Origin of the sequence: Saccharothrix texasensis (genome assembly GCF_003752005.1) — a bacterium.
GTDB lineage: Bacteria > Actinomycetota > Actinomycetes > Mycobacteriales > Pseudonocardiaceae > Actinosynnema > Actinosynnema texasense.
Window position 1 is genome coordinate 2344257 of sequence record NZ_RJKM01000001.1, and the last position, 21693, is coordinate 2365949.

At 72.4% G+C, this 21693-nt stretch carries 13 protein-coding genes; 8 read left to right on the plus strand and 5 right to left on the minus strand.

All coding sequences use genetic code 11. The features are described 5' to 3' along the window. The first annotated feature begins 35 nt into the window (after positions 1–35). A complete protein-coding gene (locus tag EDD40_RS08955; protein ID WP_123742486.1) occupies positions 36–3434 on the plus strand; it encodes an NACHT domain-containing protein in 3399 nt (1132 codons plus the stop codon). A gap of 4 nt (positions 3435–3438) precedes the next feature. Here EDD40_RS08955 and EDD40_RS08960 read toward each other — a convergent pair whose 3' ends face one another. Next, positions 3439–4122 (minus strand): class I SAM-dependent methyltransferase, encoded by a 684-nt coding sequence (locus EDD40_RS08960; protein WP_246037562.1) that lies wholly within the window; start codon positions 4120–4122, stop codon positions 3439–3441. A gap of 123 nt (positions 4123–4245) precedes the next feature. Further along, positions 4246–4959: a FadR/GntR family transcriptional regulator gene (locus EDD40_RS08965; RefSeq protein WP_425471150.1), complete on the minus strand. Its 714-nt coding sequence runs from the start codon at positions 4957–4959 to the stop codon at positions 4246–4248. 62 nt (positions 4960–5021) lie between these two features. Between EDD40_RS08965 and EDD40_RS08970 the strand changes: the two genes are divergently transcribed. From EDD40_RS08970 to EDD40_RS08990, 5 genes are all read left to right on the plus strand, one after another. Continuing rightward, a complete protein-coding gene (locus EDD40_RS08970; RefSeq protein ID WP_123742488.1) occupies positions 5022–5750 on the plus strand; it encodes a (Fe-S)-binding protein in 729 nt (242 codons plus the stop codon). Further along, positions 5747–7144 carry a lactate utilization protein B gene (locus tag EDD40_RS08975; RefSeq protein WP_170185010.1) on the plus strand — a complete coding sequence of 466 codons (1398 nt, stop codon included), beginning with the start codon at positions 5747–5749 and terminating at the stop codon, positions 7142–7144. Before EDD40_RS08970 ends, EDD40_RS08975 begins: the two co-directional genes overlap by 4 nt. Then, positions 7141–7974, plus strand: a complete 834-nt coding sequence (locus tag EDD40_RS44605; protein ID WP_123747877.1) for a LutC/YkgG family protein — start codon at positions 7141–7143, stop codon at positions 7972–7974. The genes EDD40_RS08975 and EDD40_RS44605 overlap by 4 nt, the downstream gene beginning before the upstream one ends. 163 nt (positions 7975–8137) lie before the next feature. Next, positions 8138–11725, plus strand: a complete 3588-nt coding sequence (metH, locus tag EDD40_RS08985; RefSeq protein WP_211348122.1) for a methionine synthase — start codon at positions 8138–8140, stop codon at positions 11723–11725. Between the two features lie 199 nt (positions 11726–11924). After that, complete coding sequence (locus tag EDD40_RS08990; RefSeq protein WP_170185011.1) at positions 11925–12254, plus strand: hypothetical protein; 330 nt, start codon at positions 11925–11927, stop codon at positions 12252–12254. A gap of 131 nt (positions 12255–12385) precedes the next feature. On the opposite strand, the gene EDD40_RS08995 is transcribed toward EDD40_RS08990, so the two are convergent. Then, positions 12386–13408, minus strand: a complete 1023-nt coding sequence (locus tag EDD40_RS08995; RefSeq protein ID WP_123742490.1) for an aldo/keto reductase — start codon at positions 13406–13408, stop codon at positions 12386–12388. A gap of 113 nt (positions 13409–13521) precedes the next feature. On the opposite strand from EDD40_RS08995, the gene EDD40_RS09000 reads away from it, so the two are divergent. Further along, positions 13522–14124, plus strand: coding sequence for a TetR/AcrR family transcriptional regulator (locus EDD40_RS09000; protein ID WP_246037563.1), 603 nt, complete (start codon positions 13522–13524; stop codon positions 14122–14124). 213 nt (positions 14125–14337) lie between these two features. Here EDD40_RS09000 and EDD40_RS09005 read toward each other — a convergent pair whose 3' ends face one another. Continuing rightward, the gene (locus EDD40_RS09005; protein ID WP_123742491.1) at positions 14338–17427 is read right to left on the minus strand and encodes an efflux RND transporter permease subunit; all 3090 of its coding nucleotides are present in this window, start codon (positions 17425–17427) and stop codon (positions 14338–14340) included. Positions 17428–17751: 324 nt separating this feature from the next. Between EDD40_RS09005 and EDD40_RS09010 the strand changes: the two genes are divergently transcribed. After that, positions 17752–21318 carry a DUF4082 domain-containing protein gene (locus EDD40_RS09010; RefSeq protein ID WP_148088737.1) on the plus strand — a complete coding sequence of 1189 codons (3567 nt, stop codon included), beginning with the start codon at positions 17752–17754 and terminating at the stop codon, positions 21316–21318. Here EDD40_RS09010 and EDD40_RS09015 read toward each other — a convergent pair. After that, on the minus strand, positions 21285–21668 hold the full coding sequence (locus EDD40_RS09015) for a hypothetical protein (RefSeq protein WP_123747880.1): 384 nt from the start codon (positions 21666–21668) through the stop codon (positions 21285–21287). The genes EDD40_RS09010 and EDD40_RS09015 overlap by 34 nt on opposite strands. Positions 21669–21693 lie beyond the last annotated feature (25 nt).

The following is a 21693-nucleotide window of genomic DNA, read 5'->3' on the forward strand; positions in this document are numbered from 1 at the left end:
GTCACCGGGCCCGTGTTCCCGCGTAGAAATCAGGCATGGCGGAACGGCACAACGAGATCACCGGCGGGCACTTCACCGGTCCGGTCGTGCAGACGGGCAGCATCGACCACCTGACCGTCCGGTTCGAGGCCGCGCCGCCGGGCGAGGCACCGCCGTTGACCTCCTGGTCGGACCGCCCGGCGCTGACCCCGGCGTTGCGGGACCTGCTGGAGGCGCAACGCCGGGCGACGGAGTCGCTGCCCTACAAGCTGCTCGGCGTGAAGCAGCCGGAGCTGACCCAGGTCTACGTGCAGCAGACCATGCGCCCGCAGGTCCTCGACCGCTCCCCCGAGCCCGAGCGCAAGCCCTCCGCCGAGTCGACCGAACGCACCCTGACCATCGCCGGCGCGCTCGACCGCAACGGGCACCTGATGATCACCGGGGAGCCGGGCAGCGGCAAGTCCACCGTCGGCTACCTGTACGTGCAGCAGGTCTCGGAGTTCTGGCTCAGCGGCAGCGACGGCCCGCCGCCCCTCACCGAACCGGTCCTGCCGCTGCGGGTGCCCGCACGGGCGTTGGCCCAGCACAAGGCGTGGGCAGACCTCCTGGCCGCGGGCACGGAGGACGCGTTGGGGCGGCTGCTCGGCGAACGCCCACCGGCCGCGTTGCTCGCCCGCCGCGCCCTGGGCGCGCGGTGGCTGGTGTTCGTCGACGGCCTGGACGAGATCATCGAACCGGACACCAGGGCGCAGGTCATCGACGCGATCGCGCACCAGGTGCGGCGCGGGTCGGACCACCGGCTGGTGATCACCACCCGCCCGCTGCCCGGTGACGAGCTCAAGCCCTTGGAGCAGGCGGGCGTCGACAGCTACGCCATCCAGCCGTTCGGCCGGGTCGAGCTGGAGGAGTTCGCGCGGGCGTGGTTCCGGGCGCAGACCCCGATCACCGCGATGAGCTCGGCGGAGGCGTTCGTCCGGCAGGTGCGCGACGGCCGGTTGCGCGAACTGGTGCGCAACCCGCTGCTGGCCACGATCGCCGCCATCGCGAAGACCCTCGAACCGGACCGCCCGCTGCCCAACAACCGGGTCGACCTGTACGGGCGGTTCATGGAGTACCTGCTGGACGACGGCGCGAGCAGGCGCAACACGATCGCCGAACTGCGCCGCTCGGTGCGCGACGACCCGGACCGGCAGGCGCTGGTCGAGTGGATGCACCAGCGCCGGACCGAGATCGTGGAGCACCTCGCGACCCACCGGCTGGACACCGGATCGCCGCTGTTCGAGGCCGCGTGCACGTGGGTGCGGGAGAACCACCCGGCCCTGCCGGACGAGTGGCAGGACGACCTGCGCGCACTGCTGGCCGGGACCGGCGTCTTCGTCCACGCCGACGACGACCTGCGCTTCCGGCACCACTCGTTCGCCGAGTTCCTGGCCGCGCGCCGGCGGGCCGGTGAGATCCCGGCGGACTTCCCGGACCTGGACGAGTGGATCGAACGCGGCCTGTCCGGGAACAACCGGGTCTTGGCCTTGTTCACCTTCGTGCTGTGGGGACGTGACGAGCGCGATCTCGGCCGCGTGCTGTCCGTGCTGCTCGCGGGCGCGAAGCCCGAGGTGCTGCTGGCCGGCCGACTGCTCGCGGAGGGCGTGGCGGTCGACGAGACGCTGACCGCCGCTGTCGTGGACCGCGTCGTGGAGCTGATCCTGGCCAACGGCGTCCTGCCCGACCCGTGGGGCGACGTCGAAGAAGCGGGCGAGGTGCTCGTCTCCCTTCCCCCGGAGGCAGTGCCCCCAGGGGTGATGACCCGGCTGAGCGCCCTGCGGGACCGTGCGGAACTCGCCGAAGCCGTGCGCGTCGAGTCCGCCGTCGTGCTCGGCAAGCTCGAAGACCCGGAGTCCGCGGCCCGGTGGCTGGAGGAGTTCGCGGACCAGGCCAGTCCCGCCGGGATCAAGCGCGGCGTCGTGGCGTTGAAGGACCTCGTCCCGGAAGGCGCCGATCGCGCGGAACGCCTCCTCGTCCGGCTGGCCGCTGAACCGGACCACGTGCAGGTGGTCGCGATCGTCTCGATCATGCTGGACACCGGGACGACGGAGGCCGCCGGGTCTCTGGTCCGCAGGCTGGTCCGCGGGCTGCGAGCCGATCCGGTGGTGGCGGGTGACCGGGCACTGCCCCTGCAGTCGGTCGGTCCGGCGGCCGCGGACCTGTCCGGCGCCGGCCCCGTCGGTTGGGGCGCCCTCGCGAAGCTCGCCGCCAGGGCCAAGTGCCGTGACGAGGCGTTGTGGGCTGCCGACCGGGCTTTCGCCGTGAGCACCCCGACCGTCGACGAGTTCCGCGACGCCGTCGGGGCGGTCCTGTCAGCGGCCGACTCCGACGGGGTGCCCATCGTGCTGACCGCCGCGGCGGCGAAGCCGGTCAAGTACCTGACCGCGGCGGCGCAGGCGCTCCAGGAAGCGCTGCAGCACGACGCGGCCGTCGAGGTGGCCCGCCGGGTGCTGTCGGAACGGCACGTGGATCCCTACGAGTTCTACAAGGCCGTCCAGGTCTACGTGCACTGCAACGCCGTGCCTGAACTCCTGCGGGTCGTGGAGGGGCAACCGCGGTTGAGCGTCCACCACCTGACGCAGGTCGCTTCCGCGCTCTCGGACACGAAGGACTCGGAGGCCGCACGCCGGTTCGCCCGGTCCGCGTTGACCGACCTCACCGCGGACAGGTGGGACTTCGAGAGAGCTGTTCTCGCGTTGTTCGACCCGGACGATCCGGACACAGCGGCGGCTATCTCCGCTTCGGCCCGTTCACACAGTCCCGAGCACCGAGCCGTAGCGATCAAAGTGCTCAGTGGCGGTGAACACGGTGAGCACGTCGGCGAGCTGATCAGGGGCCTGCTCGACACCGTGACCGAACCCGACCTGCTCGCCGATGTGGCGGCGGACCTGGTCGGCAATCGGAGGTTCGAGCTCGCCGACGGCCTGTTGACCGCAGCGATGGAAAGGCTCCTCGACTGCGACGGGTACCAGAAACACAAGATCATCAAGGCGCTCGTCGACAGCGGGCGCAAAGAAGAAGCCGCCGCTTCGGCCGAGCGCGCGGTAGCGGCGACCATGCGCAGCGGTTACTGGCTCGACTACATCATCCGGGACTGGATGAGAGCCGCCGGCATCGACTGCGCCGACGAGATCGTGGCCAAGGCGCTGGCACTGGCTCTCCCGGCGAGTCACCGGGTGGTGGTGGCGGATGCGCTGGCCTCGGAAGGGTTGCTGCGTCCCGCGGTGACGTTGTGGTCGCACGTGGTCCGCTACCACGGCGAGGCCGTGGACCAGGGTGTGCTGGCGGCGTCACGTCTGGTCCAGTGTGGACATCGGGACGAAGTGCTCGCGGTGCTCGACCGGGCACTGGACGAACAGCGGACGGACTTTGCGAGTGCCCGGCTACGCGCGTTGCGGGCGTGGGCGGTGGGGTGAGTGGTCAGGTGGTGGTGGTGAACAGGACGTAGCCGTAGGTCAGCTCCCGCCGACCGGGGTCGGCGCGGACCCACGCGTCCACGACGTCGCCGGGGAACTCGATGCGCAGCACGGCTTCCAGTTCCGCCGCGTCACGGCACCGCCACGCCGACATCACCTCGGTCCGGGAAGCGCCCCGCGCCCGCCACCACGCGTCGGTCGTCTCCGCCGTCCCCTGCGCGGACGCCCACGGTGAGGCGGCGAGCAGGTCGGCGAACTCGCCGTGCCGCCAGTCGTTGTCGATCACGACCAGCGCGCCGCCGGGCCGCAGCACGCGCCGCACCTCGGCGAGACCGGGCTCGCCGTCGGGTGGGAAGAAGTAGGCGAACCGGGCGTGCACGACGTCCACGCTCGCATCGGGCAACGGGATGTGCTCGGCCGAGCCGTGCCGCGCGTCGCCCCGCTCCCCGGCCCTGACCACCAAATCCGGATCGGGTTCCACGCCGATCACCGCGGCCGCGTCGACCGCGTACCGGGGCAGCCAGAACCCGGTGCCGCAGCCCAGGTCCAGCACCGTGCGACCGGCCCAGTCGGCTTGGTCGCGCAGTGCCCGCCACAGCAGACCCGTGGGGTCGATCGCCTCGTTCTCCCGCTCGTACAGGTCGGGGTGGTCGGCGATGTTGGGCGCGCGGTGGAAGTCGGGGAACACGCCGTCACGGTAAGGGGTGCGCCCAGGGCACGCGTAGCGGAATTCACCGGGCCCGTCAGGAAGCACGGGACGGCGACGTGGGCCGGCACGGCGCTCCACCATGGCCGGACGGGCGTCGCCGGATCAGCTGCCCCGGGTCGAGTGCCGGACCCATTCGCGGTGGAAGCCTTCGACGTGGCGGGTGACCCTGGTGGCGGCCAGTTCGCCGTTGCCAGCTCGGACGGCGCGCAGGATCGACCGGTGCTCGCGGCGCAGCCGGACGGCGGTGCGCGACCAGTCCGGCAACGCCTGCACGGCGTCCAGCACGGTCCGGTGGATCGCGTCGCGCAGCGCCGCCATGATCGCGGTGTTGACGGCGTTGCCCGCGGCGGCGGTGAGGGCGACGTGGAAGTCGGCGTCGAGCTGGTGGAAGGTGTCCGCGTCGAGGTCGGGCGCGTCCATGCGGGTCAGCAGGTCGGCGGCGCGGGCCAGGTCGGGGTGGTCGGGACCGGCGGCCGCCGCGCGCACGGCGTGGCTCTCGATCATGACCCTGGTGCCGACGAGGTCGGCCATCGGCAGCCGGCGCGTGGCCAGGTGCAGGCGCAGGGCCGCGCCGAGCCCGCCCGCCGGGTCGGCGATGACGGTGGTGCCCGCGTCGGGGCCCGAGCCGACGCCGCTGCGCACCACGCCCATCGCCTGCAGCACCCGGATCGCCTCGCGGACGGTGGCGCGGCTGACGCCGAGGTCCTCGGCCAGCTTGCGCTCGGCGGGCAGCTGCTGCCCCACGCCGAGCCGGCCCGCGGTCAGCTCCGACTCGACGTGCCTGAGCACCGTGCCGTACCCGGACAAGCGGAACACCTCCGTCGTGTGGTCTGACCACAGCCTGGTGTGGTCAGACCACGGAGTCTAGAGTCGGCGCGGTGAGAGTCGCGCTGTTCGTCACGTGCCTGGTCGACGGCCTGTTCCCGGACGTCGGCAAGGCCACCGTCCGGCTGCTGGAACGGCTCGGCCACGAGGTGGTCGTCCCGTCCGCCCAGACCTGCTGCGGTCAGATGCACATCAACACCGGCTACGCCGGTCAGGCGATGCCGGTGATCCGCAACCACGTGGAGGCGTTCGAGGGCGCCGACGTGATCGTCGCGCCCTCCGGGTCGTGCGCGGGGTCGGTGCGCCACCAGCACGCCGACGTCGCCCGCGCGCACGGTGACGCGACGCTGGCCGAGGCCGCCGCGGGCACCGCCGAGCGCACGTACGAGCTGTCGGAGTTCCTGGTGGACGTCCTGGGGGTCACCGACGTGGGCGCGTACTTCCCGCACCGGGTCACCTACCACCCCACCTGCCACTCGTTGCGCGTGCTGGACGTGCGGGACCGGCCGTTGCGGCTGCTCCGGGCGGTCGAGGGCATCGACCTGGTCGAGCTGCCGTCGGCCGAGACGTGCTGCGGGTTCGGCGGCACGTTCGCGCTGAAGAACGCCGACACGTCCACCGCCATGCTCGGCGACAAGATGAGCGCGGTGCTGAGCACGAAGGCCGGTGTGGTCACGGCGGGCGACTCGTCGTGCCTGATGCACATCGGCGGCGGGTTGAGCAGGCTGCGCAGCGGCGTCCGGCCGCTGCACCTGGCCCAGATCCTGGAGCAGACGCGATGACGACGTTCCTGGGGATGCCCGCCGGTGGCGGGAACCTGACCGGCGAGCCGTTCCCGAAGGCGGCGCGGGAGGCCCTCGGCAACGCCCAGCTGCGCCGCAACCTCGCCAAGGCCACGTCCACGATCCGGGCCAAGCGGGCGAACGTCGTCGGCGAGCTGCCGGACTGGGCGCAGCTGCGCGCGGCGGGCGCGGCGATCAAGGACGAGGTGCTGGCCGACCTGGACGAGCACCTGGTGCGGTTCGAGGAGGCGTTGACGAGCCGGGGCACCCGGGTGCACTGGGCGCGTGACGCCGAGGAGGCCAACCGGATCGTCTGCGACCTGGTGCGGGCGACCGGCACGCGCGAGGTGATCAAGGTCAAGTCGATGGCCACGGTCGAGATCGGGGTGAACGAGGCCTTGGCGGGGATCGGCGTGCACGCGGTGGAGACCGACCTGGCCGAGCTGATCGTCCAGTTGGGCGACGACAGGTCGAGCCACATCCTGGTGCCCGCGATCCACCGCAACCGGGCGGAGATCCGGGAGGTGTTCCGGCGTGGGATGCCGGGCGTGGACCCGGGGCTGACCGACGACCCGAGGGCGCTGGCCGAGGCGGCGCGCAAGCACCTGCGGCAGAAGTTCATGACGGTGGACGTGGCCATCTCGGGGGCGAACTTCGCCGTGGCCGAGACCGGGTCGCTGGTGGTGGTCGAGTCCGAGGGCAACGGCCGGATGTGCCTGACGCTGCCGCGCACCCTGATCAGCGTGGTGGGCATCGAGAAGCTGGTGCCGTCGTGGCGGGACCTGGAGGTGTTCCTGCAACTGCTGCCCCGGTCGTCGACCGGTGAGCGGATGAACCCGTACACGTCGGTGTGGACGGGGCCGACCGAGGGGCAGACCAGCCACGTGGTGCTGGTGGACAACGGCCGCACGGCCACCCTCGCGGACCCGGACGGGCGGGCGGCGCTGCGCTGCATCCGCTGTTCGGCGTGCCTGAACTCGTGCCCGGTGTACGAGCGGACCGGCGGGCACGCGTACGGCTCCACGTACCCGGGTCCGATCGGCGCGGTGCTGTCGCCGCAGCTCACCGGGGTGGACCGGAACCCGACGCTGCCGTTCGCGTCGTCGCTGTGCGGGGTCTGCTACGACGTGTGCCCGGTGGCGATCGACATCCCGTCGATGCTGGTGCACCTGCGGGAGCGGGTGGTGTCGGCGAAGCGGACCACACCGGAGTCGACGGCGATGCGGGCGTTGGCGTGGGCGATGTCGGACGCGCGGCGGTGGCGCCGGCTGCTGGGGTTGGGCAGGTTCGGCCGGGTGGCGAGCCGTCACGTGCCGCTGCCGGGCTGGTCGACGGCCCGTGACCTGCCCGAACCGCCGAAGGAGACGTTCCGCGACTGGTGGGGGTCCCGATGAGTGCCCGTGACGAGGTCTTGGCGAGGGTGCGGCGGGCGAAGGGGCCGCGCGAGGTGGCTCCCGTGCCCCGCGAGTACCGGGCGGCGGGCACCCGAGGTCCCGGTGATCTGGAGCTCTTCGCCGAACGCCTGCGCGACTACCACGCCCTGGTCCGCGTGGTGGCCGCCGACGAGGTGGCGTCGGCCGTCGCCGGGGCCCTGCGGGACCGCCGCGCCCACCACGTCGTGACCGCCCCCGGCGTCCCGCCCGGGTGGACGGCGGGGTGGGTGGCCGGGGACGCGACCGGGCGGGAGGCCCAGGGTCCGACCGGACCGGTCGGTCCGGCCGGACCGACCGGACCGACCGCCGAGGGGCCGGAATTGTCGGACCCCGCCGGTAGAATCACATCAAGGGTTCCCCTTGGCGGGGACGCTCGCGAAGCGCTTCCCGCCGGCAGGGATCAGGCCGGGGCGCATCCCCCGATCGGCGACGTGCGCGAGGTGCGTCGCGTCGGCGGTGGCGATGCGTGGGCGGTGCTTCGCGAGGTCGTCGAAGCGGCCGACGCGGTGGTCACGGCCTGTCACGTGGCGGTCGCGGAGACCGGCACGATCGTGCTCGACCACGACGCGGCCGACCAAGGTCCCCGGCTCCTCACCCTCGTGCCGGACTACCACTTGGTGGTCGTGCGGGCCGACCAGGTGGTGGCGGGCGTCCCGGACGCGGTCGCGGCGCTCGCCGGGGTGCTCACCCAGACGTGGATCAGCGGGCCGTCCGCGACCAGCGACATCGAGCTGGAACGGGTCGAGGGCGTGCACGGGCCGCGCACGCTGGAGGTCGTCATCACGCGCTGAAGCTCCGGTGATCGGGTTCTCACCCCTTGGGCGGTTCCGCCCACGATCGCGTGGTTCGCTAGGATCGGACACCCGATCGAGAGGCGCTGCAACGGGTGACGAGCCCGCCACGCTCGGCCGGGGCTCGACGATCCGAAGGGCGCCTCCCAACCTGGGAGGCCGCGTGTCGGAAAACGCCCTGCGAGAGCTGCTGGACCAGCGCGTCGCGGTGCTGGACGGCGCCTGGGGCACGATGCTCCAAGCCGCCGGGCTCACCCCGGCCGACTACCGCGGCGACCTGCTCGGCGACCACGCGCACGACGTCACCGGCGACCCGGACCTGCTGAACCTGACCCGCCCGGACGTCGTCCTCGACGTGCACCGCCGCTACCTGGCCGCGGGCGCGGACATCACCACCACCAACACGTTCACCGCGACCAGCATCGCGCAGGCCGACTACGGCCTGGAGAAGCTGGTCCGCGAGATGAACGTGCGCGGCGCGCAGCTCGCCCGCCAGGCCGCCGACGAGGCGGGCGGCCGGTTCGTGGCCGGCTCCGTCGGCCCGCTCAACGTCACCCTGTCCCTGTCGCCGCGGGTCGAGGACCCGGCGTACCGGACGGTGTCGTTCGACCAGGTCAAGGACGCCTACGCGGAGCAGATCGGCGCGCTCGCCGAGGGCGGCGTCGACCTGCTGCTCATCGAGACGATCTTCGACACGCTCAACGCGAAGGCCGCCGTCGCCGCGGCCCGCGAGGTCGCGCCCCACCTGCCGCTGTGGATCTCGGTCACCATCGTGGACCTGAGCGGGCGGACGCTGTCCGGGCAGACGGTCGAGGCGTTCTGGAACTCCGTCGCGCACGCCGAGCCGCTGGTCGTGGGCGTGAACTGCTCGCTGGGCGCGGCCGAGATGCGACCGCACGTCACCGAGATGTCCCGGATCGCCGGCACCTACACCGCGAGCCACCCCAACGCGGGGCTGCCCAACGCGTTCGGCGGCTACGACCAGACCCCGGAGGAGACCGCCGCGCTGCTGCACGGCTTCGCCGAGGAGGGCGTGGTCAACATCGTCGGCGGCTGCTGCGGCACGACGCCCGAGCACATCGGGCGGATCGCGGCGGCGGTCAAGGACCTGCCGCCGCGGCCGGTGGCGCGGGTCGCGGACCGGACCAGGTTCAGCGGCCTGGAGCCGTTCGAGATCGGCGCGGACACCGGGTTCGTGATGATCGGCGAGCGCACCAACGTGACCGGGTCGGCGAAGTTCCGCCGGCTGATCGAGGGCGACGACTACCAGGCGGCGGTGGACGTCGCGCTGGAGCAGGTGCGCGGCGGCGCGAACCTGCTGGACGTGAACATGGACGCCGACCTGCTCGACAGCGAGCGGGCGATGACCACGTTCCTCAACCTGATCGCCACCGAGCCGGAGATCGCCCGCGTGCCGATCATGGTCGACAGCTCGCGGTGGAGCGTGCTGGAAGCCGGGCTGAAGTGCGTGCAGGGCAAGGGCGTGGTCAACTCGATCAGCCTCAAGGAGGGCGAGGAGTCGTTCCTGGCCCAGGCCCGCCGCATCCGCGACTTCGGCGCGGGCGTGGTGGTGATGGCGTTCGACGAGCTGGGCCAGGCCGACACCGCGGAGCGCAAGGTCGAGATCTGCGGTCGCGCCTACGACCTGTTGACGCAGAAGGCGGACTTCCCGGCCGAGGACATCATCTTCGACCCGAACGTGCTGGCCGTCGCGACGGGCATCGCCGAGCACAACGGGTACGCCAAGGCGTTCCTGGACGCGATCCCGCTGATCAAGCAGCGCTGTCCGGGCGTGCGGATCAGCGGCGGCATCTCGAACCTGTCGTTCTCCTTCCGCGGCAACGACACCGTGCGGGAGGCGATGCACTCGTCGTTCCTGTACCACGGTGTGCGCGCGGGCCTGGACATGGGCATCGTCAACGCGGGCCAGCTCGCGGTCTACGAGGACATCCCGAAGGACCTGCTGGAGCTGGTCGAGGACGTGCTGTTCGACCGCCGCCCGGACGCGACGGACCGGCTGGTGTCCTTCGCCGAGACGGTGGCGGGCTCGGGCACGAAGCGCGTGGTCGACCTGGCGTGGCGCGAGGGTCCGGTGGCCAAGCGGCTCGAGCACGCGCTGGTGCACGGCATCGTCGACTTCATCATCGAGGACACCGAAGAGGCGCGGCTGGTGGCGGCACGTCCGCTGGACGTGATCGAGGGTCCGCTGATGGACGGCATGAAGGTCGTCGGCGACCTGTTCGGCGCGGGCAAGATGTTCCTGCCGCAGGTGGTGAAGAGCGCGCGGGTGATGAAGCGCGCGGTCGCGCACCTGGAGCCGTACATGGACGCGGAGAAGGAAGCCTCCGGCTCCACCCGCGGCAACGGCAAGGTCGTGCTGGCCACGGTGAAGGGCGACGTGCACGACATCGGCAAGAACATCGTCGGCGTGGTGCTCGGCTGCAACAACTACGACGTGGTCGACCTGGGCGTGATGGTGCCGGCGGCGAAGATCCTGGACACCGCGATCGCCGAGGGCGCGGACGCGATCGGCCTGTCCGGGCTGATCACGCCGTCGTTGGACGAGATGGTGTCGGTGGCGGCGGAGATGCAGCGGCGCGGGATGAAGCTGCCGCTGCTGATCGGCGGCGCGACGACGTCGCGGCAGCACACGGCGGTGCGGATCGCGCCCGTGTACGACCAGACCACCGTGCACGTGCTGGACGCGTCACGGGTGGCGGGCGTGGTGTCGGCGCTGCTGGACGACGAGCGCGCCGAGGAGCTGGCCGCGGCGACGCGGGTCGAGCAGCAGCGGTTGCGCGAGGAGCACGAGAACCGGCAGAGCACGCCGTTGCTGGCGGTGGAGCAGGCGCGGGCGAACGCCGAGGTGGTGTCGTTCGAGGACCTGCCGACGCCCGCGTTCACCGGGCTGCGGGTCGTGGAGCCGTCGGTGGCCGAGCTGCGCGAGATGGTCGACTGGACGTTCTTCTTCCTGGCCTGGGAGCTGAAGGGCAAGTTCCCGAAGATCCTGGAGACCAACCCGGCCGCGCAGGAGCTGTTCGACGACGCGAACGCGATGCTCGACCAGATCGTCGCGGACGGCTCGTTGCGGGCGAAGGGCGTGTACGGCTTCTGGCCGGCGCACGCCGAGGGCGACGACATCGTGGTGGACGGGCGGCGGCTGCCGATGCTGCGGCAGCAGACGCGGAAGCCGGCGAGCAGGCCCAACCGGAGCCTGGCCGACTACATCGCGCCGGCGGGCGACCACCTGGGCGGGTTCGCGGTGGCGATCCACGGCGCCGAGGAGCTGTCCGCGCGGTACGAGCGGGAGCAGGACGACTACAAGTCGATCATGGTGAAGGCGTTGGCGGACCGGCTGGCGGAGGCGTTCGCGGAGCACGTCCACCTCCGGGCGCGGCGGGACTGGTTCGAGCCGGACGCCGAGCCGGAGCTGGCCGACCTGCACGCCGAGCGGTTCCGGGGCATCCGGCCCGCGTTCGGGTACCCGGCCAGCCCGGACCACAGCGAGAAGGCGGACCTGTTCGCGATGCTGGAGGCCGAGCGGGTCGGCCTGGCGTTGACGGACTCGTTCGCCATGACGCCGGCGGCGGCGGTGAGCGGTGTGATCTTCGCGCACCCGGAGGCCCGCTACTTCACCGTGGGCCGGATCGGGCGCGACCAGGTGGTCGACTACGCGCGGCGGCGCGGGATGCCGGTCGAGGAGGTCGAGCGCTGGCTCCGGCCGAACCTCGCCTACGAGCCGGGCGCCTGATCGATCCGGTGTCGCGAATGCGCGACAATTGATCACGCAGGCCCTCGTCAGCGGGTCGACGCAATCACACTGACGAGGGACTGCGAAAACTCGGCGGGCATGGCTATCGTCACCTTCGGGACCGTGAAAGGATCCCGAAGGGGGAACTGTGAAAAAGAATTCTTTGGTCGCTTCGCTGGGCGCCCTGATCGTTTTCGTCATGATGGCCCTGGTGCCGTCGTCCGCGTCCGCGGCCTCGTCGGCCGCACCGACGCCGACCGGCCAGTCGGTGGACCGGTCGGCGGTGCCCGCCTGTTACGTCACACCCAAAGCGGGCGTGAGCGGCGTGAACGTCCGCTTGCGCACGAACGCCGGCTCAACCCGACTCGGCATCATCCAGCCCGGGCAGCGCGCCGCGGCGTCGTGCGAAGCCACCTCGGGCAGCAGCTACACCGCGTGCGGCGGCACGAGCAGCTGGTGGATCCAGGTGCAGTGGGACGGACGCACCGGTTACGTCGCCCAACTCTGCGTGGACTGGTACGAAGCCTGACCCGAGCATCCGCTGATCGACGGTCCCGGAACTGAAGAATGGTGCCGCCCTCTTCCGCGGCGAAGAGGGCGGCACCATCCCGCAATCAATTCGGAATCAGCCGCGTCGAATTCTTCCGGTCGAGCGGCGGCTCAGGCGGCGGCGCGTTCTTCGAGCAGGCGGCGGCGCAGGCGGGGCTGCTGCACGGCCGGTGTGCGGTAGTCCATGTCCAGGCCGCCCACGCCCGTGCCCGGCGGGACGACGGCGTCGATCCGGTCGAGGACGGCGTCGTCCAGCACGACGTCCGCGCCGGCGAGCAGGTCGTCCAGCTGCTCCTCGGTGCGCGGGCCGATGATCGCGGACGTGACGCCCGGGTGGGCGATCGCGAAGGCCATGGCCAGGTGGGTCAGGGACAGGCCGGCGTCCTCGGCGACGGGGACGAGCCGCTCGACCGCCTCGTGGCGGCGTTCGTCGGTCATGTGCGTGAAGCGGGCCCGCCTGCTCTCGGCGCCCGCGCCCTGGCGGAAGCGGCCGGTGAGCAGGCCCTGGGCCAGCGGGCTCCAGACGAGCGTGCCCATGCCGTAGCGCTCGCAGACGGGCAGCACCTCGTTCTCGATGCGGCGGTCGAGGATGGAGTACGGCGGCTGCTCGGTGCGGAACCGGGCCAGGCCGCGCCGTTCGGCGACCCACTGCGCCTCGACGATCTCCGAGGCGGGGAAGGTGGAGGAGCCGATGGCCCGGACCTTCCCGGCGCGCATGAGGTCGGTGAGGACCGACAGCGTCTCCTCCACGTCGGTGTCCGGCGCGGGCCGGTGGACCTGGTAGAGGTCGACGTGGTCGGTCCGCAGGCGGCGCAGGGAGTCGTCGAGGGCGCGGACCAGCCAGCGCCGCGAGTTGCCCTGGTGGTTCGGGTCCTCGCCCATCGGCAGGTGCGCCTTGGTGGCCAGCACGACGTCGTCCCGGCGGCCTTCGAGGGCCTTGCCGACGATCTCCTCGGACTCGCCGTGCGAGTAGATGTCGGCGGTGTCGACGAAGTTGACGCCCGCGTCCAGCGCCTTGTGGATCATCCGGACCGAGTCGTCGTGGTCGGGGTTGCCCGCGGCGCCGAACATCATCGCGCCCAGGGCGTAGGGGCTGACCTTGATGCCGGTCCGGCCCAGCGTGCGGTACTTCATGGGTCTCCTCGTGCGTTGGCAGGTGCCCGGCGCAGCGCTACGCTGACACAAACGGAACAACGTTCAACTTCGACTATACGGAACAACGTTCCGCTTAGTCGGGCGGGGTGGTCGTGAGCGAGCGAGTCGACATCGGCGTGACCGGGGAGCGGTCGGGCAAACCCGTGCGCGCCGACGCGCGGCGCAACACCGACGCCCTGCTCAGCGCCGCCGCGGAGGTCTTCGCCACCTCGGGCGTGGACGCGCCCGTGCGGCAGATCACCGCCAAGGCCGGGGTGGGCGCGGGCACCCTCTACCGCCACTTCCCGCAACGCTCGGACCTCATCGCCGCCGTGTTCCGCCACGAGGTGGACGCCTGCGCCGACGCCGCGCCCGCCCTGGCCGCCGAGCACGCACCGCTCGAAGCGCTGACCGCGTGGTTGTGGCGCTTCACCGGTTTCATCGGCACCAAGCACGGGCTCAGCGCCGCCCTGCACTCCGGCGACCCGGCCTACAGCAGCCTGCCCGCCTACTTCCAGCAGCGCTTCGTGCCCGTCCTGGGCGCCCTGCTCGACCGCGCGGCGCGGGCCGGCGAGGTGCGGGCCGACGTCGACCCGTACGACCTGCTGCGCGCCACGGCCAACCTGGCCCTGCCCGCCCGGGAGGACGAGGGCCACACGCGACGGATGGTCGCGCTGCTCATCGACGGCCTGCGCTACGGAGCAGCCGGGAAGTGACCGGGTCGGCGGGTCGGGGAACCCGACCAGGTCGAGCCGGACGTCCCGGAGCAACGCGGCCAGGGTGGCACGCGGGATGTCGACGTGCGACCTGCCGGACCTCGGGGTCACCGCCTTCGCGTGGCCGTCGTGGTCGAAAGCCCCGCCGCCCGAGTCGGGCAACGGGGCTTTCGACGGACGGACCGGCGAACGAGACGAGCGGGCCGCCGAACGTCAGACGGTGACCGCCTCGCGGTCCTCGGCGGGGCGTTCGGCCTTGCGCGCCCGGCGGCGCTCCTTGCGGCCCTCGACCATCGAGTACAGCGTCGGCACGAGCACCAGGGTGAGCAGCGTGGAGCTGACCAGGCCGCCGATCACCACGATCGCCAGCGGCTTGCCGATGAACGCGCCCTCGCCGGTGATGCCCAACGCCATCGGCAGCAGCGCGAAGATCGTGGCCGCGGCGGTCATCAGGATCGGCCGCAACCGCCGCCGGCCGCCCTCGACCACCGCCTCGCGCACCGGCATCCCGTCCCGCCGGTACTGGTTGACCAGGTCGATCAGCACGATCGCGTTGGTCACCACGATCCCGACGAGCATCAGCATGCCGATCAGCGCGGGCAGGCCGAGCGGGGTGCCGGTGAGCAGCAGCAGGCCGATGGCGCCGGTCGCCGCGAACGGGATCGACACCAGCAGGATCAGCGGCTGCACCAGGCTGCGGAACGTCGCCACCATGATCAGGAACACGATCGCGATGGCCGCGAGCATCGCCAGCCCCAGGTCGGCGAACGTCTCGGCCTGGTCGGCGCTGACGCCGCCGATGCTGTGCGAGGCGCCCGCGGGCAGGTCCACCGCGGCCAGGCGGGACGTCAGGTCGGCCGTCACCGCACCCAGGTCGGACCCGGTGGCCTTGGCCGACACGGTGGCGCTGCGCGCGCCGTCGGTGCGCCGCACCTGCACCGGGCCGTCCACCACGGCCACCTCGGCGACCTGGCCGAGCGTGACGCCGCCCGGCAGCGGCAGCGCGCGCAACGCGTCCACGTCGGTCGGCGCGGTGCCCGTGCGCAGCAGGATCTGCTGCGACCGGCCGTCGATCGGCAGCTGGGCGACCGGCACGCCGCGCAACGCCTGCGCCGCGAACTGGCCGATGGCCTGGCCGCTGAGCCCCCGGGCCGCCGCGGCGGCCTGGTCCACGGTCACCTGCACGCGCGGCGCGCTCACCGACAGGTCGTTGGTGACCTCGCCGACGCCGGGCGTCCCGGACACGGCCTGCTGGACGCGGTCGGCCGCGTCCCGCAGCGACTGCTCGTCGGGCGCGGTGACGAGCACGTCGATGGTGTCCGAGCCGAAACCGGACGCCGCCGCGCCGAACGCCACCTCGCCCGCGCCGGGCGTGTTCCCCAGCTGCTCGGTCAGCCGGTCCTGCAACGCCTCCAGGTCCGTGCCCTCGCGCACGGTGGCGCGCACGCTGGTGTCGCCGTCACCGCCGAAGCCGAACGCGGCCAGGCTGTTGTCCGTGCCGACGGTGACCTGGTAGGTCTCCACCTCGTCGGTCTGCGCCAGCACGGCTTCGAGCTTGCGCGCCGCCTCGTCCCGGGCGGTGAGGCTGGTGCCCGGCGGCAGCTCCTGGGTGCCCTGCAGGGCGGTGCCGCCCGCGTTGTCGATGAAGTTGGTCTGCAACGAGCCGGCCAGGCCGAGCGTGCCGCCGAAGATGAGCACGGCGATCAGCAACGTCACCCAGCGGCGGGTGGTGGCGAACCGCAGCACGGGCACGTAGGCGCGCTGCAACGGGCTGCGCTTCTCCTTCTCCAGCGCCGCCTCGCGCGCCCGCGCCGCTTCCTCCGGGTCGGTCGGCACGTCCGGGCGCTTGAGGAACCAGAACGCCAGCACCGGCACGATCGTCAACGACACCAGCAGCGACGCGAGCAGCGCCACCGTGACCGTGATGGAGAACGGTCCGAACAGCTCGCCCGCGATGCCGCCGACGAACGCGATCGGCAGGAACACCGCGACCGTGGTCAGCGTGGACGCGGTCACCGCGCCCGCCACCTCGCGCACGCCGTCGAGCACGGCGCGTTGCTTCTCCTCGCCGTAGCCGAGGTGCCGCTTGATGTTCTCCAGCACCACGATCGAGTCGTCCACCACCCGGCCGACCGCGATGGTGAGCGCGCCGAGGGTGAGCAGGTTCAGCGACAGGTCGCCGGTGTAGAGCGCGATCAGCGCGACCACCACGGACAGCGGGATCGACACCGCCGTCACCAGCGTGGACCGCACCGACAGCAGGAACAGCAGGATGACGACCACGGCGAAGAGCAGGCCGAGCAGGCCCTCGGTGGTCAGGCCGCTGATCGCCTTCTCCACCTGCGGGCCCTGGTCGAACGCGACGGTGAGCGTGGAGCCGGCCGCCTCGCCCCACTCGGCGAGCCGGTCGCGGACCTGCCGGGAGATCTCGACCGCGTTGCCGTCGGCGGTCATGGTGACGCTGACGCCCAACGTCGCCTCGCCGTTGGTGCGGGTGAGCACGGTCGCCGCCTCGGGCGCGGACTCGACCCGGGCCACGTCGCCGAGCCTCACCGGGCCGGCGGGCGAGGCCAGCAGCAGGTTGCGCAGGTCCTCGACGGTGCCGACGGGGCTGCCGACCTGCACGGTCAGCGTCTTGTCCGCGTCCGGCACGGTGCCGGCGGGCACGACCGCGCCGGCCGTGGTCAGGGCGGCGGTCAGCGCCTGGGGGTCGACCCGGGCCGCGCCGAGGCGGGCGTAGTCGACGGTGACGCCGACCTGGCGGTCGCGCTCACCGCTGACGGTGGCCTCCCGCACGCCGGGGATCGCCTCCAGGCCGGGCACGACCTCGGCGCGCAGCCGGGCCGCGGCGGCGATGTCGTCGTCACCGGAGGTCGCGGCGAGCGCGATCACCGGGATGTCGTCGGTGCTGCCCTGGGCGACGGTCGGCTCCACGCCCTGCGGCAGGCGCGGCTGGAGCCGGTTCACCGCCTGCTGCATCTTGGCCACGGCGGCGTCGATGTCGGTGCCGTAGGTGAACATCACCTGGACCGTCGCGGAGCTCTCGGCGGAGCGGGTGAACACCTGCTCGACGCCGTCGACGCCGCGCACGGCCGACTGGATGGGCTCGGCCACCTGGCTGTCCACCAGGTCGGGCGACGCGCCCGGGAAGGGCGCGATGACCACCGCGGCGGGCAGCTCGATGGACGGGAAGAGCTGCTGCTTGATCGAGGGCAGCGTGAACACACCGAAACCGATCACGAGCAGGCTGAGCAGCCCGACGAGACTTCGGTTGGCCAGGCTCAGCCGAGCCAGCACGGACATCGTGGGAATCTCCTTGGTGGGCGGACGTGCCGGCAGGCGACTGCGCGGGTGCCGCGGGCGGGTGTCCGAACGCTGGCACACGGCACCTGAGAACCGGCTCAGCCATGGGGTGACCGCACGCCTCCGGTGAGGCCTCTGACCTGCGCGGACGCCGGCCACCGCAAGATCACCGCGGCCCGGTGATCTTTATCACGACCGGAACTTCGGCTTCACTACTCCATTCAGGCGATTGTTCGTGACTGGTCGTAACAGCCTTCTCTACAGAGTGATGTCACAGGTATCAGACGTGTGACTGCCATCACTCTCACGAGGTGACCCATGCCGGTGAACGCGATCGCTCTGGAGAATCAGAAACCGGGCAACCCCCCGAGCGAGTGGGATCTGGGCGGACCCGCGTCGGAGACCATCGAGGGCTTCGCCACCCGCATGAGCGTCAACCGCGGCACGACGGTCGACTTCAAGATCGACACCGCGTCGTCGAACTACCGGGTCGACGTCTACCGGCTCGGGTACTACGGGGGTCTCGGCGCGCGGAAGGTCGCGACCGTCCAGCGCAACACCCCTTCGCCCCAGCCCGCGCCCGGCGGTGACCCGACCATCGGCCTGTACGACGCGGGCAACTGGAGCGTGAGCGCGTCGTGGGCGGTCCCGGCCGACGCGGTGTCCGGCGTGTACCTGGCCAAGCTCGTCCGGCAGGACGGCGTCGCCGGCGCGTCCCACATCCCGTTCGTCGTGCGGGCCGACGGCACCCGGCACGACATCGGCTTCCAGACCTCCGACACCACCTGGCACGCCTACAACGGCTGGGGCGGGGCGAACCTGTACGGCGGCAACGCCACCGCCGCCCCGGACGGGCGCGCGTACAAGGTCAGCTACAACCGCCCGATCCGCACCCGCGACCGGGTCGGCGCCGCCGCCGCGCCGCAGGACTACCTGCTCAGCGCCGAGTACGCGGCGATCCGCTGGCTGGAGCGCAACGGCTACGACGTCGCCTACTTCAGCGGCGTCGACACCGGTCCCGGCGCCGTGCCGCTGACCGCCTTCACGGTGTTCCTGTCCACCGGGCACGACGAGTACTGGTCGGGCGACCAGCGCGCGCACGTCGAAGCGGCCCGGGACGCGGGCGTGCACCTGGTCTTCGCCAGCGGCAACGAGGTCTACTGGAAGACCCGCTGGGAGCCCGACCTCAACGGCACGCCCGACCGCACCCTGGTGTGCTACAAGGAGACCTGGGCCGGCGAGAAGATCGACCCCGCCCCGGCGTGGACCGGCACCTGGCGCGACCCCTCCTTGTCACCGCCGGCCGACGGCGGGCGGCCGGAGCACTCCCTGACCGGCACGGTGTTCCAGGTCGACTCGTACCGCTACGACGTCATCCGGGTGCCGCACGCGATGTCGCGGCCGAGGTTCTGGCGCAACACCGACGTCGCCCTGACCCCGCCCGGCGGCACGGCCGAGCTGGCGGCCGGGCTGCTGGGCTACGAGTGGGACGAGTCGCCCAACGACCGGTTCCGCCCGCCCGGCCTCATCCGCCTGTCCTCGACCTCGCTGGACGTGCACGCCTACCTGGTCGACCACGGCCGCACGACCGCGCCCGCGCCCGCCACCCACCACCTCACGCTCTACCGGGCGCCCAGCGGGGCCGTCGTGTTCGGCGCGGGCACCGTCTTCTGGGCCTTCGGGCTCGACGCCCAGCACGACGAGACCAGCAACGGCACCTACCCCGCCGTCGTCGTGGACCGCGACGTCCAGCAGGCGATGGTGAACCTGTTCGCCGACATGACCGTGCAGCCGACGACGTTGCAGGGCGACCTGGTCGCGGCGAGCGCCTCGACCGACACCACGCCGCCGACCGCGGTCGTCACGTCGCCCGCGAACGGCGCCACGCTCGTGCAGCAGCAGAAGGTCGTGGTCAGCGGCACGGCGACCGACGTCGGCGGTGTCGTCGCGGCCGTGGAGGTCTCCACCGACGGCGGCACGTCCTGGCGGGCGGCGCAGGGCACGGCGAACTGGACGTTCGACTGGTGGCCCCGGCAGCCCGGGCAGCGGACGATCCGGGTCCGGGCGGTGGACGACAGCCTCAACACCCAGTCGCCGGCCGCGAGCGTGGCGGTGACGGTGACGCCCTCGGCGTCGGTCCGGCTGTTCGACCCGACCGACGTGCCGTCCTCGCTGCGGTCCGCCGAGAGCGCCGCGCTGGAGCTGGGCGTGCGCTTCTCGACCAACACCCCCGGCAGCGCGACCGCCGTCCGGTTCTACAAGAACCTGCACATGACCGGCGCGCACACGGCGCACCTGTGGAGCGCCGACGGCACGCTGCTCGCCACGGCGGCGTTCACCGGCGAGACCGCGAGCGGCTGGCAGCAGGCGAACTTCGCCGCGCCCGTCCCGCTCTCCCCCGGCGCCACCTACGTCGCGTCCTACCACGGCACCGGCTTCTACTCCGCCGACCCGAACCACTTCCGGACCGCGCGCTCCACCGGCGCGTTGACGGCGCCCGCCGGCGACAACGGCGTGTACGCCTACGGCGCGTCCGGCACGTTCCCCGGCGGCACGTTCCGCAGCACCAACTACTGGGTCGACGTCGTCTTCGCCCGCGCGGGCGGCGCGGGCGACCTGCCGCCGGTCGCGGGCAACGACGGCGGGTTCGCCACGAACCAGGGCGTCGCGCTGGTGATCCCGGCCGCGGCGCTGCTGGCCAACGACTCCGACCCCAACGGCTACCCGCTGTCGGTCACCGGGGCGGACAACCCCGTCAACGGCACGGTGACGTGGTCCGCGGCCGCGCAGTCGGTGACGTTCACGCCCAGCGCGGGCTTCTCGGGGCTCGCGACGTTCCGCTACACGATCACCAACGGCCACAACGCGCCGGTGTCGGCGACCGTGTCGGTGTCCGTGCTGGCCACCGCCGTCCGGCAGACGCTGTTCAAGCCGACCGACGCGCCCGCGGTCGCGAGCTCCGGCGACGCCAACGCCGTCAACCTCGGCGTGCGGTTCCGCTGCACGACCACCGGCGCCAAGGCCAAGGGCATCCGGTTCTACAAGGCGACGCAGAACACCGGCACGCACGTCGGCCGCCTGTGGGACGCGAACGGCACGCTGCTCGCCTCGGCCACGTTCGCCGGCGAGACCGCGAGCGGCTGGCAGGAGGCCACCTTCACGACACCGGTCGACCTGACCACGAACACCACCTACGTCGCGTCCTACCACACCGCGACCGGCAACTACTCCGCCACCGCGGGCTTCTTCACCACCTCGCACACCCGTGACGCGCTCGTCGCACCCGCCGACGGCGCGTCCGGGAACGGCGTGTTCGTCTACGGCCCGTCACCGGCCTTCCCCAACGCGACCTACAACGCCACGAACTACTGGGTGGACGTCGTGGTGGACGCGCCCGCACCGGTGCTGCGGACGTTGTTCGACGTCAGCGACGTGCCGCAGACCGTCACGGTGGCCGACGTGGGCCCGGTGCAGCTGGGCGCGAAGTTCCGCACGGCGGCGTCGGACGCGGCCGCCGTCGGGATCCGGTTCTACAAGGGGCCGCAGAACACCGGCGCGCACACGGCCCACCTGTGGACCGCGGGCGGTGTGCTGCTCGCGTCGACCACGTTCACCGGCGAGACCGCGAGCGGCTGGCAGGAGGCCACGTTCGGCGCCCCGGTGCCGCTCACCGCCGGCACCACCTACATCGCGTCCTACCACACGACCACGCGCTACTCGGCGACCGCGGCCTTCTTCGGCGCCGACCGCGTGCGCGGGTCGTTGACCGCGCCGTCGAGCGCGAGCAGCGGCGGCAACGGGCTGTACACCTACGGCCCGGCGGGCAGCTTCCCCGGCTCCTCGTTCAACGCCACGAACTACTGGGTGGACGTCGTGGTGCGGTCGAGCTGAGCGCGGCCGGTGTGGCGCAGCCAGAGCAGGCCGAGCACCGGCAGCACGAGCGGGACGAACCCGTAGCCGCCGCCGAAGCCCGACCACACCGTGGCGTCCGGGAACGCGCCGGCGAACAGCAGGCTCGCCGCGCCGACCACGACCACACCGGCCAGCTCGACACCGCACGCGAGGTAGGCGACCCGCCGGGACACGACGCCGGCCAGCGCGGCGGTGGCGACGACGTACACCACCGCCGCGAACGCCGACAGCGCGTACGCCAGCGGCGCCTGCTCGAACCGGGTGGCGAGCTGCACCGCGGAGCGGGCGGTCGCGGCGACGGCGAAGATCCCGTACACCGCGATGAGCATCCGCCCGGGACCGGACCGGGTGGTC

Bases quoted from the DNA above. Each gene is read 5' to 3' on its own strand.
- EDD40_RS08955 (WP_123742486.1), top strand. From the start codon at position 36: ATGGCGGAACGGCACAACGAGATCACCGGCGGGCACTTCACCGGTCCG.
- EDD40_RS08975 (WP_170185010.1), top strand. From the start codon at position 5,747: ATGACGACGTTCCTGGGGATGCCCGCCGGTGGCGGGAACCTGACCGGC.
- EDD40_RS44605 (WP_123747877.1), top strand. From the start codon at position 7,141: ATGAGTGCCCGTGACGAGGTCTTGGCGAGGGTGCGGCGGGCGAAGGGG.
- EDD40_RS08990 (WP_170185011.1), top strand. From the start codon at position 11,925: ATGATGGCCCTGGTGCCGTCGTCCGCGTCCGCGGCCTCGTCGGCCGCA.
- EDD40_RS08995 (WP_123742490.1), bottom strand. From the start codon at position 13,408: ATGAAGTACCGCACGCTGGGCCGGACCGGCATCAAGGTCAGCCCCTAC.
- EDD40_RS09005 (WP_123742491.1), bottom strand. From the start codon at position 17,427: ATGTCCGTGCTGGCTCGGCTGAGCCTGGCCAACCGAAGTCTCGTCGGG.
- EDD40_RS09015 (WP_123747880.1), bottom strand. From the start codon at position 21,668: ATGCTCATCGCGGTGTACGGGATCTTCGCCGTCGCCGCGACCGCCCGC.